Source organism: Mycobacterium cookii (assembly GCF_010727945.1).
Taxonomy (GTDB): Bacteria; Actinomycetota; Actinomycetes; order Mycobacteriales; family Mycobacteriaceae; genus Mycobacterium; species Mycobacterium cookii.
The window spans coordinates 2,932,107-2,949,353 of the sequence record NZ_AP022569.1 but is presented as its reverse complement, the minus strand read 5'-3'; the positions used below and the strand labels follow the sequence as shown (position 1 = coordinate 2,949,353).

Genomic DNA, 17,247 nt, shown 5'->3' with positions numbered 1-17,247 from the left:
GAAAGGGCGTCCGACGGTGGTTTGCGCAGATCTCGGGAACCGCGGCTCGTTGTTTGAGGTAGCCAGACCGCTGCGCCGGGCTGCTGGTGGTGATGGGGCGGTAACCTGGACTATTCCAGCTGCGTGTAATGGGAAGGACCTGGCCGATGACGGCCGATGATTGATGAACCGGAAAAACGTGATCCGCACGCTCACGGCCATCGCTGTCGTGCTGCTGCTTGGTTGGTCCTTCTTCTACTTCAGCGACGACACCCGCGGATTCAAGCCGGTCGACACCTCGGTGGCGATGGCCCAGATCAAGGCCGGCAACGTCAAGAACGCCCAGATCGACGACCGCGAGCAGCAGGTGCGGCTGACGCTGAAGAGCGCCGCGACCGGCACCGACGGCTCCGACAAGGTCATCACCAAATTCCCGACCGGCTACGCCGTCCCGCTGTTCGACGCGCTGAACAGTAAAGACGCGCAGGTCAGCACGGTCGTCAACCAGGGCAGCATCCTGGGCTCGCTGGTCATCTACGTGTTGCCGCTGCTGCTGCTGGTCGGGCTGTTCATGATGTTCTCCCGCATGCAGGGCGGCGCCCGGATGGGCTTCGGCTTCGGCAAATCCCGGGCCAAGATGCTGAACAAGGACATGCCCAAGACCACCTTCGCCGACGTCGCCGGCGCCGACGAGGCGGTCGAGGAGCTCTACGAGATCAAGGACTTCCTGCAGAACCCGTCGCGGTATCAGGCGCTGGGCGCCAAGATTCCCAAGGGCGTGCTGCTCTACGGCCCGCCGGGAACCGGTAAAACCCTGCTGGCGCGTGCCGTCGCCGGCGAAGCGGGTGTCCCGTTCTTCACCATCTCCGGCTCCGACTTCGTCGAGATGTTCGTCGGTGTGGGTGCGTCGCGGGTCCGTGACCTGTTCGAGCAGGCCAAGCAGAACAGCCCGTGCATCATCTTCGTCGACGAGATCGACGCCGTCGGCCGCCAGCGCGGCGCCGGACTCGGCGGCGGTCACGACGAACGCGAGCAGACGCTCAACCAGTTGCTGGTGGAGATGGACGGCTTCGGCGACCGCACCGGCGTCATCCTGATCGCGGCGACCAACCGGCCCGACATTCTCGACCCCGCGTTGCTGCGCCCCGGCCGCTTCGACCGCCAGATTCCGGTGTCCAGCCCCGACCTGGCCGGGCGGCGCGCCGTGCTCCGGGTGCATTCCAACGGCAAGCCGTTCGGTCCCGACGTCGACTTCGACGGGCTGGCCAAGCGGACCGTCGGCATGACCGGCGCCGACTTGGCCAACGTCATCAACGAGGCGGCGCTACTCACCGCCCGGGAGAACGGCACCGTGATCGCCGGCGCCGCCCTGGAGGAGGCGGTGGACCGGGTCGTCGGCGGTCCGCGGCGCAAGAGCCGGATCATCAGCGAGCAGGAGAAGAAGACCACCGCCTACCACGAAGCCGGTCACACGCTGGCGGGTTGGGCGATGCCGGGCGTCGACCCGGTCTACAAGGTGACCATCCTGGCCCGCGGCAACACCGGTGGCCACGCGCTGGCCGTGCCGGAAGACGACAAGGGTCTGCACACCCGCTCCGAACTGATTGCGCGACTGGTGATGGCGCTGGGTGGCCGGGCCGCCGAGGAGCTGGTGTTCCACGAGCCGACCACGGGTGCATCGTCGGACATCGAACAGGCCACCAAGATCGCGCGGGCCATGGTCACCGAATTCGGCATGAGCTCCAAACTCGGCGCGGTCAAATACGGAACCGAACACGGCGATCCGTTCCTGGGCCGCACCATGGGTAACCAGGCTGACTACTCCCACGAGGTAGCGCGGGACATCGACGACGAAGTCCGCAAGCTCATCGAGGCCGCGCACACCGAGGCGTGGGAGATCCTCACCGAGTACCGCGACGTGCTCGACACCGTGGCGGGCGAGCTGCTGGAAAAGGAGACACTGCACCGCGCTGAACTGGAGGCGATCTTCGCCGACGTCGAAAAGCGGCCGCGGCTAACCCTTTTCGACGACTTCGGTGGCCGCATTCCGTCGGACAAGCCGCCGATCAAGACCCCCGGCGAGTTGGCCATCGAGCGCGGCGAGGAGTGGCCCAAGCCGGCGCCCGAGCCGGCGTTCAAGGCGGCGATCGCTGCGGCATCTCGCGACGCCGCGAACGCGCAGTCCGAACGAGGAACCAACGGCGCCAACGGTTCTCACGGCCTATCGGACGGTAGGACCGCCGCGCCACACCAGTCGACCCAGCCCGACTACGGCGCCCCGGCGGGCTGGCACGCCCCCGGCTGGCCGCCGCAGCAACAGCCGCCGGGCTACTGGTATCCGCCGCAGGCTCCGCCACAACCGCCGCATTGGCCGGCGCCGAACCAGCACGCGGGCCAGCCCTACCCGCCGTATCCGCCGTATCCGCCGCCCGGCGCACCCGCACCGGAGACGGGCCAGGCCGCCGAACCGCCCGGTGGTGACCCGAGCCCGTCCAACCCCCCGGCGCACGGCTGACACGAACGGAGACTGCGATGGTGCGGCCGAATTCCCATAATTCGACCTTCAACAAGCTGGTCTTCGACCAGCAGCGCGCCGAAGCCGCTGTCCGCGAGCTGCTCCTTGCGATCGGAGAAGACCCGGACCGGCACGGTTTGGCGGACACCCCGGCCCGTGTCGCCCGTAGCTACCAGGAAATGTTCGCCGGTCTCTACACCGACCCGGATTCGGTGCTGGACACCACCTTTGACGAACAGCACGACGAGCTGGTGCTGGTCAAGGAGATCCCGCTGTATTCCACCTGCGAACATCACCTGGTGGCGTTTCACGGTGTCGCGCACGTCGGCTACATACCCGGCCACGACGGCCGGGTCACCGGGTTGTCCAAGATCGCACGGCTGGTCGACCTGTATGCCAAGCGGCCACAGGTGCAGGAGCGGCTGACCACCCAGATCGCCGACGCGCTGATGCGAAAACTGGACCCGCGTGGGGTCATCGTCGTGATCGAGGCCGAACACCTGTGCATGTCGATGCGCGGGGTCCGTAAACCCGGCGCGACCACCACGACCTCGGCCGTGCGCGGACAGTTCAAGTCCAACAATGCATCTCGAGCCGAGGCGCTCGACCTGATCCTGCGCAAGTGAGCACGACGCGCGTCCAGGTCATGGGGGTGGTGAACGTCACCGACGACTCGTTCTCGGATGGTGGGCGCTATCTGGATGCTGACCGCGCTGTCGAGCAGGGCCTGGCGTTGGCCGGCGACGGCGCGTCGATCATCGACGTCGGGGGAGAGTCGACCCGGCCCGGCGCGGTCCGCGTCGACCCGGACGTGGAGACCGCCCGCATCCTGCCGGTCGTCAAAGGGCTTGCATCGCAAGGAATTACCGTCAGCATCGACACGATGCGCGCCACTGTCGCACAGGCGGCGCTGGAAAGCGGTGCGGCGATGGTCAACGACGTGTCCGGTGGGCGCGCCGACAATGCGATGGCAGGCGTGCTCGTCGAGGCCGACGTGCCATGGGTGCTGATGCATTGGCGTTCGGTGTCCGCTGACCACCCGCATCGGGCGCCGGCCTACCACGATGTGGTGTCCGAGGTCCGCGCCGAGCTGCTCTCCTGCGTCGACGACGCCGTTGCGGCCGGGGTCGATCCGGCGAAGCTGATCATCGACCCCGGTTTGGGATTCGCCAAATCGGCGCACGATAATTGGGCGCTGTTACATGCGTTGCCGGAGTTGGTGGCAGCTGGTATCCCGGTGTTGGTCGGCGCGTCGCGCAAGCGATTTCTCGGCAGCTTGCTAGCCGAGGACGACGGTGCGGTACGGCCGCCGGACGGTCGCGAGACGGCGACCGCCGTGATATCGGCGCTGGCCGCCGAACACGGCGCCTGGGGAGTGCGGGTACACGATGTGCGGGCCTCGGTCGACGCCGTCAAGGTCGTCGAGGCGTGGACGTTAGGATCTGATGGCTGATCGAATCGAGTTGCGCGGCTTGACAGTTCGCGGTCGTCATGGAGTATTCGAGCACGAGCGCGTCGACGGTCAGGATTTCGTCGTCGATATCACGGTGTGGATCGATTTGGCGGACGCCGCGGACAGTGACGACTTGGCAGACACCTACGACTACGGCGTTCTGGCCGAGCGCGCGGCGGCGGTGGTCGCCGGCCCGGCACGCAATCTGATCGAGACAGTTGCCGGCGAGATTGCGCAGGATGTGATGAAAGACGAACGGGTGCATGCCGTCGAGGTGACGGTGCATAAACCCCAGGCACCAATCCCGCAGGCATTCGATGACGTCGCAGTGGTGGCACGTCGGTCGCGACGCGGCGGACGTGGTCAGGTAGTACCCGCAGGAGGGGCTTTATGACCCGCGCCGATGACGATGATGCCGGCGTAGCCGGGATTGAGGAGTGGCGCCGATGACCCGCGCCGATGACGATGATGCCGGCGTAGCCGGGATTGAGGAGTGGCGCCGATGACCCGCGCCGATGACGATGATGCCGGCGTAGCCGGATTGAGGAGTGGCGCCGATGACCCGCGCCGATGACGATGATGCCGGCGTAGCCGGGATTGAGGAGTGGCGCCGATGACCCGCGCCGATGACGATGATGCCGGCGTAGCCGGGATTGAGGAGTGGCGCCGATGACCCGCGTGGTGTTGTCGATCGGATCCAACCTCGGCGACCGGCTGGCCCGCCTGCAGTCGGTGCTGGACCGGCTCGGCGATGCGGTGCAAGCGGTCTCCCCGGTGTACGAGACGGCAGCTTGGGGTGGTGTCGAGCAGGGCCCGTTCCTCAACGCGGTGCTGATCGCCGACGATCCAACTCTCGACGGGCATGGCTGGCTGCGGTGCGCCCAGGAGATGGAAAAGACCGCGGATCGGATCCGGGGGCAGCGGTGGGGCCCCCGCACTCTGGACGTCGACCTGGTCGCTTGCTACTTGACGTCGCTGAATGGCGACACCGAGCTGTTCTCCCTGGAGGACGGACTGACGCTGCCGCACCCGCTGGCGCACCTGCGGGCTTTCGTGCTGATTCCCTGGCTGGCAGTGGACCCGGGCGCTGAGTTGACCGTCGCGGGCGGAAAGCAACCCATCGCGAAGCTGCTCGCCGAGCTGGATCCCGCGGACCGCGCCGGGGTGCGGCTCACCGAATGGGTGCTCGAGCTGCGCAACGGCGGTGCGGATACCGACTCGGCATCGCAAAGCTGATGGGACCCACCCGAAAACGTGATCTGACCGTCGCGGCGCTCGGCGCGGCGGTCCTCGGGTACCTGCTGGTGGTGGCGCTCTACCAGTGGTTTCCCCCGATCACGGTGTGGACGGGGTCGTCGCTGTTTGCGGTCGGGGTGGCCGAGGCGGTGTGGGGACGCCACGTCCGGGCCAAAATCAGCGACGGTGAGATCGGCGATGGACCCGGGTGGCTGCATCCGCTGTCCGTAGCCCAGAGCATGTTCATTGCCAAGGCGTCGGCCTGGGTCGGCGCCCTCGCGTTGGGCTGGTGGGTCGGTGTCCTGGTGTATCTGCTGCCACGGCGGTCATGGCTGCGGGTGGCCGGCCAAGACACCGCCGGCGCGACCGTCGCGGCTGTCAGCGCGCTGGCTCTGGTGGTTGCTGCGCTCTGGTTGCAACATTGCTGCAAATCGCCGGGTGACCCGACCGAAAACGGCGAGGGCGCGGAAGGCTAGCCGCGCCTGGATTGACGATTAGACCAGGTGAGAATCGCCGGAGCGCGGCGACACGCGCAGTGACCTCGGGCCGGTACAGTCGGGCCATGACCGATCTGTCCCGCGGCGCCCGGGCGCGGCGCGGCGGCCGCAGACCGGGTTGGGTGCTGCTGACGGCGTTGCTGGTCCTGGCGATCGGCGCCAGTTCCGCGCTGGTTTTCACCAATCGGGTGGAGCTGCTCAAGCTAGCTGTGATCCTCGCGCTGTGGGCGGCCGTCGTCGCTGCGTTCGTCTCGGTGATCTATCGCCGGCAGAGCGACGTGGATCAGGCCCGGGCGCGGGACCTGAAGCTGGTATACGACCTGCAGTTGGACCGGGAGATCTCCGCACGCCGCGAGTACGAGCTGACGGTCGAATCCCAGCTGCGCCGAGAGCTGGCCAGCGAATTGCGCGCCAATTCATCCGATGAGGTGTCGGCGCTGCGGGCCGAGTTGGCCGCCCTGCGCACGAATCTCGAGATCCTGTTCGACGCGGAGCTCAGTGACCGACCGGCGCTGGAAACCGAACGCAAAACCGTGCACAGCGACTGGGACCGCGAGCACGAGAGCGCTCGCGAACGCATCAATCGGGTCGCCTCAGTGCGGGCCGAAGAACCCGCCCGGCGTCAGGACGACAATTCGATCATCGACGTCCATGAGGAGCCGCTGGTCCCGCCACCGCCGCGGCAGCCCGCGGAGACCTACCATCCGGCCTACACCTATCAGGCCGCCGACTCTTATGCGCCGCCGCGTCGACGCCGGGCCGCCGAGCCCACCCCACAGGAGCATGACGAGGCGACGCCGCCGGAGGGGTGGGCGTCGCCGCAGGCACCACCTGCGGCCGAGCCTCCGCCCGCTCCCGCAGCCGAACGCCAGCCGGAGAGCCGCGGCTGGACTCCGCCGGACTCGCCGTCGCAGGTGGGCGGTTGGCCCGGGCCGTCGGCGCCGCCCGCCGGCGAGGCCGCGCGCTTCGAGCCCGCACCGCGGCGACGCTCACACCGGCGGCCTGAACCGCCTCAACAGCCCGAACCGCAGTTCGTGCCACCGCAGCCGCCGCCCGAGCCGGCACCGCAACTGCAGCGCCCCGGCTGGCCGCCGCCGGAGCCACCCCGGCCGCAAGAGCCGCCGACCTGGCAACCGGTCGGCGCCGAGGGACAGTGGTCGTCGCCTGCGGGAGCACGGCAGCGCGACACCGCAGGCCCGGTCTCGTGGGCCTACGACAATGGGCCGTCGCGTGATATACCCGCTGACCGTCCACCGACCGCCGGTGAGTCCGAGGAGCGCGCAGAACGGCGGGGACGGCATTCCAGCGCCGCCGCCGAGCAGGCGCCCGGCCAGACCGGCGATCCGGTAGCCGATTGGAGCGAGCCGGGCCGACGCGCGCGGTCCCGGCATTCCGCGGACATCGACAACTCCGGCGCGACCGCGACACCGGCGCCGGCCATGTCGCCGCCGCCACCGCCAATGCCAATGCCGCCGCCGCCGACGCTGTCGATCGACAAAGAACCGGCGATGTCGCCGCCACCCAGCGCCCGTCATCGCGGCACCGATCCGCTCTCGGAGAGCGACGCGCCACAGTCCGGCGGCCAGTCGGTCGCCGAATTGCTGGCCCGCCTGCAGACCACCCCGTCGCAGGGTGGCCGTCGCCGTCGCCGCGAAGATTGAGGCGAACGCCACAGCCCGGCTGCATCGTCGCGCGGTAGAGTCTTACCGACCGTCCGGTACCCGCCACGCGGGACTGGAACGCAACAAGAGACTTGTGAGGGTCGTCTGCGATGGTGCAGTTCGACGGGCTGCGCCCAGCCAGGCTCAAAGTGGGGATCATCTCCGCCGGCCGGGTGGGCACCGCGGTGGGCGTCGCGCTCGAGCGCGTCGATCACGTCGTGGTGGCTTGCAGCGCCGTCTCCCGTGCATCTCGGCAACGCGCCGAGCGTTGGTTGACCGATACCCCGGTCGCCCCGGTTCCCGACGTCGCCGGTAACGCCGAATTGTTGGTGCTGGCTGTCCCCGACACCGAATTGGCCGGCCTGGTGTCCGGCTTGGCCGCCACCGCAGCGGTGCGGCCCGGCACGATCGTCGTGCACACTTCCGGCGTCAACGGGATCGGTGTGCTGGCGCCGCTGACCGCACAGGACTGCATCCCGCTGGCCATCCACCCGGCGATGACGTTTACCGGCGCGCAAGAAGACATCTCCCGGCTGCCGGACACCTGCTTCGGGATCACCGCGGCCGACGAGGTCGGCTACGCCATCGCGCAGTCCCTGGTGCTCGAGATCGGCGGTGAGCCGTTCCGGGTGCCGGAGAACGCGCGGACGCTGTATCACGCCGCCTTGGCCCACGCCGGCAACCACATCGTCACCGTCGTCGCCGACGCGCTGGACGCATTGCGGGCCGCCTTGTCGGGCAACGAACTTCTGGGCCAACAGCTTGTCGAGGACGCGCCCGCCGGCATCGCCGAGCGGATCCTCGGACCACTCGCCCGCGCCGCGCTGGAAAACACCCTGCAACGCGGGCAGGCGGCGCTCACCGGTCCGATCGCACGCGGTGACGCCGCCGCGGTGGCCGGACACCTGACCGCGCTGGAGGCGGTCGATTCGCAACTGGCACAGGCTTATCGGGTGAATGCGCTGCGCACCGCGCAGCGAGTGCATGCCCCCGAGGACGTGCTCGAGGTGCTGGCGCAGTGAACAATATGCGGTCGCCGAAGTTCAACACCGGCGAACTCAACGTCTACGCGAGCCCCGGCGATGTCGGCGACGTCAGCCGGGCGCTGCGGCGTACCGGCCGACGGGTGATGCTGGTGCCGACGATGGGCGCACTGCACGACGGCCATCTTGCGCTGGTTCGCGCCGCCAAGCGGGTGCCGGGTTCGGTGGTGGTGGTCTCGATCTTCGTCAACCCGTTACAGTTCGGCGCCGGCGAGGATCTCGACGCCTACCCGCGCGTCCTCGAGGGCGACCTGGCGCTGTTGCGCGGCGAGGGAGTCGAAATAGCCTTCACGCCAAGTGCTTCGGCGATGTATCCGGACGGCCAGCGCACCACCGTCTATCCCGGTCCGCTGGGATCCGAACTGGAGGGGGCCGTGCGTCCCACGCATTTCGCGGGCATGCTCACCGTCGTCCTCAAGCTGCTGCAGATCGTGACGCCGGACCGGGTTTTCTTCGGCGAGAAGGACTATCAGCAGCTGGTGTTGGTACGCCAGATGGTTGCCGACCTCAACGTCGACGTCCGCGTCGTCGGTGTGCCGATCGTGCGGGAGGGCGACGGCCTGGCGATGTCGTCGCGGAACCGCTATCTCGATGCCGCGCAACGTGAACTGGCCGGCATTCTGTCTGCGGCGCTGCTGGCCGGGACGCACGCCGCGGCCGCCGGTTCCGACGCCGCGTTGCAAGCCGCCCGCGCGGTGCTGTCGGCGGTGCCCGCGATCGACGTGGATTACCTCGAAGTGCGGGACAGCGCGCTGGGGCCGGCACCCGCTACCGGCGCGGGACGCCTGCTGGTCGCCGCCCGGCTCGGCAAGACCAGACTGCTCGACAACGTCGCAATCGACATCGGAACGACCGTCGACGCCGATGGGCGAGTGCCCGCGGTTTCAGCTGAACTCCGCCCGGCGACGATGCGGGCCGCTCGTAGGCCCGAGGAGGAGCTGGACAATCAAACTCCGCAATCACCTTGGAGGAACTGATGTTACGAACCATGCTCAAGTCCAAGATCCACCGGGCGACCGTCACGCAAGCGGACTTGCACTACGTCGGCTCGGTGACGATCGACGCGGACTTGATGGACGCCGCCGATCTGCTCGAGGGCGAACAGGTGACCATCGTCGACATCGACAATGGCGCGCGGCTGGTGACCTATGCGATCACCGGTCAGCGTGGCAGCGGTGTGATCGGTATCAACGGTGCCGCAGCGCATCTCGTGCATCCCGGTGACCTGGTGATCCTGATCGCCTACGCAACCATGGACGACGCCGAGGCGCGCAGCTACCAACCGAAGATCGTCTTCGTCGACGCCGACAACCACGCGATCGACCTGGGCAGCGACCCGGCGTTCGTCCCCGCCGACGCGGGCGAGCTGGTCTCGCCGCGATGAAGGTCTGCTAGCTGTGTTGTTGGCAATCGACGTCCGCAACACGCATACCGTCGTCGGTCTGCTCTCCGGTTCCAAGGAAAACGCGAAGGTCGTGCAGCAGTGGCGGATTCGCACCGAATCGGAGATCACCGCCGACGAGTTGGCGTTGACCCTGGACGGTCTGATCGGTGAAGACTCCGACCGGCTGACCGGTGCGGCCGCGTTGTCCACGGTTCCCTCGGTGCTGCACGAGGTCCGGCTGATGCTGGAGCAGTACTGGCCGTCGGTACCCCACGTGCTGATCGAGCCAGGTGTGCGGACCGGCATCCCGTTGCTGGTCGACAACCCCAAAGAGGTCGGGGCGGATCGAATCGTCAACTGCCTGGCCGCATTCCAGATGTACGGCACGGCGGCAATCGTCATCGACTTCGGCTCGTCGATCTGTGTGGACGTGGTCTCGGCCAAGGGCGAGTTCCTCGGCGGCGCGATCGCGCCGGGGGTACAGGTCTCTTCCGATGCAGCCGCGGCCCGATCGGCTGCGCTGCGGCGAGTCGAGCTGTCCCGCCCGCGCTCTGTGGTCGGCAAGAACACCGTCGAATGCATGCAGGCCGGTGCGGTCTTCGGTTTCGCGGGTCTGGTCGACGGACTGGTCGGCCGAATCCGCGACGACGTCGACGGGTTCGCCGGTGAGAACGTCACCGTGGTCGCCACTGGTCACACCGCGCCGCTGCTGCTGGCCGAGCTGACCTCCGTCGACCATTACGACCAGCACCTGACGCTGCAGGGGCTGCGGCTGGTGTTCGAGCGCAACCGCGACAGTCAGCGCGGACGGCTCAAGACGGCGCGCTGACTGGCGCGGACCGACGCCGCAAAGTTCCTTTAAGCTGGCACGTCGTGAACTCCGACGACCCAGACCTCCCAGAGCAATTCCGGATCCGTCGGGACAAGCGCGCTCGCTTGGCGGCCGAGGGCCGCGATCCCTATCCCGTCGAAGTCGTGCGCACGCACACGCTGGCGCAGATTCGCGCCGCCTACCCCGACCTGCCGGCCGACTCGGCCACCGGCGACATCGTCGCGGTCGCGGGGCGAGTGGTGTTCGCGCGGAATTCGGGCAAGTTGTGCTTCGCCACACTGCAAGAGGGCGACGGCACCCAGCTGCAGATCATGCTCAGCCTGGCCAGTGTCGGTCAGGAAGCGCTCGACCAGTGGAAAGCCGACGTCGACATCGGCGACATCGTCAGCGTGCACGGCGAGGTGATCAGCTCACGGCGTGGCGAATTGTCTGTGCTCGGCGACAGCTGGGAGATGGCGTCCAAGGCGCTGCGGCCGCTACCCGTCGCGCATAAGGAGATGAGTGAAGAGTCGCGGGTGCGCCAGCGCTACGTGGATTTGATCGTCCGTCCGCAGGCGCGCGAAGTGGCTCGCCAGCGGATTGCCGTCATACGCGCATTACGAACCGCGCTGGAGCAGCGCGGATTTCTCGAAGTCGAAACACCGATGCTGCAGACTTTGGCGGGTGGCGCGGCGGCCCGGCCGTTCATCACGCACTCCAATGCGCTCGACATCGATCTCTACCTTCGTATAGCGCCGGAACTGTTCCTGAAGCGCTGCGTCGTCGGTGGGTTCGATAAGGTTTTCGAACTTAATCGCGTGTTCCGAAACGAAGGAGCGGATTCCACCCATTCACCTGAATTCTCTATGTTGGAGACCTACCAGGCGTACGGAACGTATGACGATTCTGCAGTTGTAACCCGTGAGCTTATTCAACAGGTGGCTGATGAGGCGATCGGAACTCGGCAACTCTTGCTGCCGGACGGCAGTGTGTACGACATCGACGGAGAATGGCCCTCGATCGAAATGTACCCGTCGCTATCTGAGGCCCTCGGCGAGCAGATCACCCCGAACACCACGGTCGAGCACCTGCTGGCAATCGCCGAACGACTCGGTGTGGAGGTGCCGATCGACCGCGGTTATGGGCACGGCAAGCTGGTCGAGGAGCTGTGGGAACACACCGTCGGGGCTGGTTTGACGGCTCCGACTTTCGTCAAAGATTTTCCGGTGGAGACAACGCCTTTGACACGTCAGCATCGCAGTATCGCCGGCGTCACAGAGAAGTGGGACCTGTATATCCGGGGTTTCGAACTGGCCACCGGATACTCGGAATTGATTGATCCGATCGTGCAGCGTGAAAGGTTCGCTGAGCAGGCCAGAGCCGCTGCGGCAGGCGACGACGAGGCAATGGTGCTCGACGAGGATTTTCTGGTTGCCTTGGAGCATGCTATGCCACCGTGTACCGGGACCGGAATGGGCATCGATCGCTTGCTGATGGCTTTGACCGGCCTGTCAATAAGAGAGACAGTATTGTTTCCTATTGTGCGTCCTCATACCAACTGACAGTTCTGCCGCGCTGTATTGAATAACGCGCCTCGATATGGCACATTGATGCCACGGGGGCGGTCCGACCACTTGCATGGCAAGTGTCCAAGAAGAAAGCAAGAGGCTCAGCCAATGGCTAAGAAAGTGACCGTCACTCTGGTCGACGATTTCGACGGCGAGGGTGCCGCCGATGAAACCGTCGAATTCGGTCTCGACGGCGTGACCTACGAGATTGACCTTTCGGGCAAAAATGCCACGAAACTTCGTAACGACCTGAAGCAGTGGGTCGAAGCCGGTCGTCGGGTCGGCGGCCGTCGGCGCGGACGTACCAGCACAGGTCGGGGCCGTGGCGCTATCGATCGCGAGCAGAGCGCGGCGATCCGGGACTGGGCCCGTCGAAACGGTCACAACGTCTCGACCCGCGGCCGTATCCCCGCCGATGTGATCGACGCATTCCACGCCGCGACCTGACTTTCGCTGGCGGCGAACTGATCGCCCATTCCAGTTGGAAACGATTCGTCGTTTTCCCGCGTTGCTCTGTTGCAACTGCGTTGTAGCCGGCTATCCGCAGCGCCCGGTTATGGGCCGCAAGGTGGGTGGCCCGTCGGCCCGCCCACTACAGTGGACGGCAGGTACGCGGTGTCGGCCCCTGTGCCGGCGATGACGAAGTACCGATGGTGAGGGAGAGCAGGTAACCGCCAATGTTTGAACGTTTTACGGACCGTGCCCGCAGGGTCGTCGTCCTGGCGCAAGAAGAGGCCCGGATGCTCAACCACAACTACATCGGCACCGAGCACATCCTGTTGGGTCTTATCCACGAAGGCGAAGGCGTAGCCGCCAAGTCGCTGGAGTCGTTGGGCATCTCGCTGGAGGGCGTCCGCAGCCAGGTCGAGGAGATCATCGGCCAAGGTCAGCAGGCCCCGTCCGGGCACATCCCGTTCACTCCGCGCGCCAAGAAGGTCCTGGAGCTGAGCCTGCGCGAGGCGCTGCAGCTCGGCCACAACTACATCGGCACCGAGCACATTCTTCTCGGCCTGATCCGGGAGGGCGAGGGTGTCGCCGCGCAGGTCCTGGTCAAGCTGGGCGCTGAACTGACCCGGGTGCGCCAGCAGGTGATCCAGCTGCTGAGCGGCTACCAGGGCAAGGAGACCGCGGAAGCCGGTACCGGCGGCCGCGGCGGAGAGTCCGGCTCGCCGTCCACGTCGCTGGTTCTCGACCAGTTCGGCCGCAACCTGACCGCGGCGGCCATGGAGGGCAAGCTCGATCCGGTCATCGGCCGCGAGAAGGAAATCGAGCGGGTCATGCAGGTGCTGTCCCGACGCACCAAGAACAACCCGGTGCTGATCGGAGAGCCCGGCGTCGGAAAGACCGCCGTCGTCGAGGGCCTCGCGCAGGCCATCGTGCACGGCGAGGTCCCCGAGACGCTGAAGGACAAGCAGCTGTACACCCTGGACCTGGGTTCGCTGGTGGCCGGCAGCCGCTATCGCGGTGACTTCGAGGAACGCCTGAAGAAGGTGCTCAAGGAGATCAACACCCGCGGCGACATCATCCTGTTCATCGACGAGCTGCACACGCTGGTCGGGGCGGGCGCCGCCGAGGGCGCGATCGACGCGGCGTCGATCCTCAAGCCCAAGCTGGCCCGCGGTGAGCTGCAGACCATCGGCGCCACCACTCTCGACGAGTACCGCAAGTACATCGAGAAGGACGCCGCCCTGGAGCGCCGCTTCCAGCCGGTGCAGGTGGGCGAGCCCACGGTGGAGCACACCATCGAGATCCTCAAGGGTCTGCGCGACCGCTACGAGGCGCACCACCGGGTGTCGATCACCGACTCCGCGATCACCGCCGCTGCCACCTTGGCCGACCGCTACATCAACGACCGATTCCTGCCGGACAAGGCGATCGACCTGATCGACGAGGCCGGCGCCCGGATGCGGATCCGCCGGATGACAGCTCCGCCAGACCTGCGCGAGTTCGATGAGAAGATCGCCGACGCCCGCCGTGAGAAGGAGTCCGCGATCGACGCGCAGGACTTCGAGAAGGCGGCTAGCCTGCGCGACCGCGAGAAGCAGCTGGTCGCGCAGCGCGCCGAGCGCGAAAAGCAGTGGCGCTCAGGCGATCTCGATGTGGTCGCCGAGGTCGATGACGAGCAGATCGCCGAGGTGCTCGGCAACTGGACCGGCATCCCGGTGTTCAAGCTCACCGAGGCCGAGACCACCCGGTTGCTGCGGATGGAAGATGAGCTGCACAAGCGGATCATCGGTCAGGAGGACGCGGTCCGGGCTGTCTCGAAGGCCATCCGTCGTACCCGCGCCGGGTTGAAGGACCCCAAGCGCCCGTCCGGTTCGTTCATCTTCGCCGGCCCGTCCGGTGTGGGTAAGACCGAGCTGTCCAAGGCGCTGGCCAACTTCCTGTTCGGCGACGACGACGCGCTCATCCAGATCGACATGGGTGAGTTCCACGACCGGTTCACCGCGTCGCGGCTGTTCGGTGCCCCTCCGGGATACGTCGGATACGAGGAGGGCGGCCAGCTCACCGAGAAGGTGCGGCGCAAGCCGTTCTCGGTGGTGCTGTTCGACGAGATCGAGAAGGCGCACCAGGAGATCTACAACAGCCTGTTGCAGGTCCTCGAGGACGGCCGGCTCACCGACGGTCAAGGGCGCACGGTCGACTTCAAGAACACCGTGTTGATCTTCACCTCCAACCTCGGTACCTCCGACATCTCCAAGGCGGTCGGTCTGGGCTTCACCCAGGGCGGTGGCGAGAACAACTACGAGCGGATGAAGCAGAAGGTCAACGACGAGCTGAAGAAGCATTTCCGCCCGGAGTTCCTGAACCGTATCGACGACATCATCGTCTTCCACCAGCTGACCAAGGAAGAGATCATCGAGATGGTCGATCTGATGATCGGCCGGGTCGGAAAGCAGCTCAAGACCAAGGACATGGCCATGGAGCTCACCGATAAGGCCAAGGCGCTGCTGGCCAAGCGGGGCTTCGACCCAGTGCTCGGCGCCCGCCCGCTACGGCGGACCATCCAGCGCGAGATCGAGGACCAGCTGTCGGAGAAGATCCTGTTCGAAGAGGTCGGTCCGGGCCAGCTTGTCACGGTCGACGTGGACAACTGGGATGGCGAGGGCGCCGGAGAAGACGCGGTGTTCACCTTCAAGGGAGCCCGCAAGCCGGCCGAGTCACAGGCGGACCTGGCGTCCACCGGCGCGCACGCCGCGGGCGGAACGCCGACCACCGGGCAGTAGAACGAAAACGCGCAGGGGCGGTCACCGGCAGGTGGCCGCCCTTGACGTTTGTCCGGTCGGCTCAGCGCTGCGGGGGCGTGATCAACGCGAAGACTTGCTTGGCGACCTGCAACATCCAGCTGCCGACGCTCGGCCCATGGTCGCGAGCCCAATTGAGTTGGAAACTCACCACCCACGGCTGTCCGGTCCGGTCGATCGCGTACCAGCTGAACGTCAGATCACCGGGTAGGCCGCCGGCTTTTGCGCCGATATAGGGCCAGTCCTGGGTATCGAGATTGACATTCGGACTGGCCGCCAGGATCTGCTTGACGGGCGCGGCTTTGCCAACGGCGCCGGCTTGAAGCGCCACGTGCACGCGGCAGATATCTTCAGCGCTGCCAAACCATTCCGCGCCGTATTCCGAGGCCGGCACGTGGGCACGGAACGGATCCGGTTTGTAGACATGGGAATCGGCGTCGTGCAGCATCTGGGCGCGGGTTTGCGGCGTGCCGTTCTTCCACTGCTCGCGCACATCCGGCTGTCCCCACGCCACCGAAAACAATTCGTACATGGTCGGAAACGGCGTCATGGCCGCTGGATCGTGGTGTCCCGCGTTGGCCAGCGCATCGTCGATGGCCTGGGGGCCGAGCTTGCCGATCAGCAAGTCGGTCGCCATGTTGTCGCTGGTGGCAATCATCTTCTCGGCGGCGGTACGCACTGAAATGTGATCTCCCACAGCCAGATCCATCCCGGAGCCGACGGCCTTGCCCTGCTCGGTCACGCTGAGCTGGTCGTCCCAGGAGACCGTTCCGGCCTTGACGGCGTCGGCTACCGCGTAGAGCACGTACAGCTTGAAGATCGACGCCAGCGGCAGCGACTCGTCGGTGTTGGTCCCGGCCACCCGATCACACTGGCCGTCATCGACCTTGGCGACCTGCCAGGAATAGCGGGCTCCGGTCTTGCCTAACACGGCGTCAACGTCGCGCCACGACGAGATCGTCGGGCTTTGCGTGGTGACCTCGAACCCGTCCACCAATGTGTCGTCGGCGGTGTGTATCCGGATATCTTGGCGCGCACCGTAAGACGTGGTCAGCTGCAAAGTGGCCGCGCCGGCCGTGATGTCAACGCCGTGCAGCGTGAACGGGCGATCCCACCAGAGTTTCTCCATGGTGGTCTCGACCTGTTTGGCCAGTCTTTGGGTGGCCAGCGTGCCAACTCCGACCGGACCGATCGGCCAGTCGGAGTTCAACATGTCCAGGGTCTGCTGAGCACGCAGACCTTGCGGAGTCCTGACGTCGATCTGCCTGCCGGCGCCCGCTGCGTTCGCGGACGGCGTCGGCTGCGGCGCGCAACCCGGGGCCAGGGCGACGACCAGTGCGGCAGCGGCGGTCAGCGCCGCGGCGCGACGTCGGCCCCCGCGCCGCTTACGCGTGGTGGCCGGATCCGGCAACGTCTAACACAACCTCGAATTCCAGCAGCGACGCACCGGTCGCCACCGGGTTGGCCCGCTGCCCGGCGTGTGCCTCGATGGCAGGCCCGGTCGCCCACGCCTGGAATGCCTCCTCGGATTCCCACTGCGTCACGACGAAGTACCGGTCTTCGCCTTTGACGGGCCGCAGCAGCTGAAAACCGAGGAAACCCGGTGAGTTCTCGACGGCGTGCGCGCGATGAGCGAACCGCTTCTCCAGCTCGGGGCCCGCGTCGGCGGGCACCTCGATTGCGTTGATCTTCACCACTGGCATGCCGATCAGGCTACCGTGCCGCCCACCGGTCGCCGGAGGCCGTCGTCGGCGACGATGCGGGGCGCACAGCGGCCCGGTGAGGAGCCGGTAAATCAAAACGGGTCGGCGACGATGCGGGGCGCGCAGCGGCCCGGTGAGGAGCCGTTCATCAA

At 66.8% G+C, this 17,247-nt stretch carries 16 protein-coding genes; 14 read left to right on the top strand and 2 right to left on the bottom strand.

The features are described 5' to 3' along the window. The first annotated feature begins 163 nt into the window (after positions 1-163). From ftsH to clpC1, 14 genes are all read left to right on the top strand, one after another. Entirely contained in the window at positions 164-2,494 is a 2,331-nt protein-coding gene (gene ftsH / locus G6N27_RS13990; protein WP_163776876.1) for an ATP-dependent zinc metalloprotease FtsH, read from the top strand. A gap of 17 nt (positions 2,495-2,511) precedes the next feature. Beyond that, positions 2,512-3,120 carry a GTP cyclohydrolase I FolE gene (gene folE, locus G6N27_RS13985; RefSeq protein WP_163776875.1) on the top strand — a complete coding sequence of 203 codons (609 nt, stop codon included), beginning with the start codon at positions 2,512-2,514 and terminating at the stop codon, positions 3,118-3,120. Next, positions 3,117-3,947, top strand: a complete 831-nt coding sequence (folP, locus tag G6N27_RS13980) for a dihydropteroate synthase (RefSeq protein ID WP_163776874.1) — start codon at positions 3,117-3,119, stop codon at positions 3,945-3,947. The genes folE and folP overlap by 4 nt, the downstream gene beginning before the upstream one ends. Further along, positions 3,940-4,341 (top strand): dihydroneopterin aldolase, encoded by a 402-nt coding sequence (gene folB / locus G6N27_RS13975; protein WP_163776873.1) that lies wholly within the window; start codon positions 3,940-3,942, stop codon positions 4,339-4,341. Before folP ends, folB begins: the two co-directional genes overlap by 8 nt. A 275-nt stretch (positions 4,342-4,616) precedes the next feature. Next, on the top strand, positions 4,617-5,183 hold the full coding sequence (folK, locus tag G6N27_RS13970; RefSeq protein WP_163776872.1) for a 2-amino-4-hydroxy-6-hydroxymethyldihydropteridine diphosphokinase: 567 nt from the start codon (positions 4,617-4,619) through the stop codon (positions 5,181-5,183). Next, positions 5,183-5,659 carry a DUF3180 domain-containing protein gene (locus G6N27_RS13965; RefSeq protein ID WP_163776871.1) on the top strand — a complete coding sequence of 159 codons (477 nt, stop codon included), beginning with the start codon at positions 5,183-5,185 and terminating at the stop codon, positions 5,657-5,659. Before folK ends, G6N27_RS13965 begins: the two co-directional genes overlap by 1 nt. 86 nt (positions 5,660-5,745) lie before the next feature. After that, on the top strand, positions 5,746-7,341 hold the full coding sequence (locus tag G6N27_RS13960) for a DUF6779 domain-containing protein (protein ID WP_163776870.1): 1,596 nt from the start codon (positions 5,746-5,748) through the stop codon (positions 7,339-7,341). Positions 7,342-7,451: 110 nt separating this feature from the next. Beyond that, entirely contained in the window at positions 7,452-8,363 is a 912-nt protein-coding gene (locus tag G6N27_RS13955) for a Rossmann-like and DUF2520 domain-containing protein (RefSeq protein WP_163776869.1), read from the top strand. Between the two features lie 5 nt (positions 8,364-8,368). Next, a complete protein-coding gene (panC, locus tag G6N27_RS13950) occupies positions 8,369-9,361 on the top strand; it encodes a pantoate--beta-alanine ligase (RefSeq protein ID WP_163781781.1) in 993 nt (330 codons plus the stop codon). After that, positions 9,361-9,768 carry an aspartate 1-decarboxylase gene (panD, locus tag G6N27_RS13945; protein ID WP_163776868.1) on the top strand — a complete coding sequence of 136 codons (408 nt, stop codon included), beginning with the start codon at positions 9,361-9,363 and terminating at the stop codon, positions 9,766-9,768. Before panC ends, panD begins: the two co-directional genes overlap by 1 nt. Before the next feature lie 13 nt (positions 9,769-9,781). After that, complete coding sequence (locus G6N27_RS13940) at positions 9,782-10,597, top strand: type III pantothenate kinase (protein WP_163776867.1); 816 nt, start codon at positions 9,782-9,784, stop codon at positions 10,595-10,597. A gap of 44 nt (positions 10,598-10,641) precedes the next feature. After that, a complete protein-coding gene (gene lysS, locus G6N27_RS13935) occupies positions 10,642-12,141 on the top strand; it encodes a lysine--tRNA ligase (RefSeq protein ID WP_163776866.1) in 1,500 nt (499 codons plus the stop codon). 114 nt (positions 12,142-12,255) lie between these two features. Next, the gene (gene lsr2 / locus G6N27_RS13930) at positions 12,256-12,594 is read left to right on the top strand and encodes a histone-like nucleoid-structuring protein Lsr2 (protein WP_163776865.1); all 339 of its coding nucleotides are present in this window, start codon (positions 12,256-12,258) and stop codon (positions 12,592-12,594) included. Positions 12,595-12,824: 230 nt separating this feature from the next. After that, positions 12,825-15,374 carry an ATP-dependent protease ATP-binding subunit ClpC gene (gene clpC1 / locus G6N27_RS13925; protein WP_163776864.1) on the top strand — a complete coding sequence of 850 codons (2,550 nt, stop codon included), beginning with the start codon at positions 12,825-12,827 and terminating at the stop codon, positions 15,372-15,374. Between the two features lie 61 nt (positions 15,375-15,435). On the opposite strand, the gene G6N27_RS13920 is transcribed toward clpC1, so the two are convergent. Next, positions 15,436-16,803, bottom strand: coding sequence for a serine hydrolase (locus G6N27_RS13920; RefSeq protein WP_163776863.1), 1,368 nt, complete (start codon positions 16,801-16,803; stop codon positions 15,436-15,438). Then, positions 16,778-17,095 (bottom strand): mycobilin-forming heme oxygenase MhuD, encoded by a 318-nt coding sequence (gene mhuD / locus G6N27_RS13915; protein WP_163776862.1) that lies wholly within the window; start codon positions 17,093-17,095, stop codon positions 16,778-16,780. Before mhuD ends, G6N27_RS13920 begins: the two co-directional genes overlap by 26 nt. Positions 17,096-17,247 lie beyond the last annotated feature (152 nt).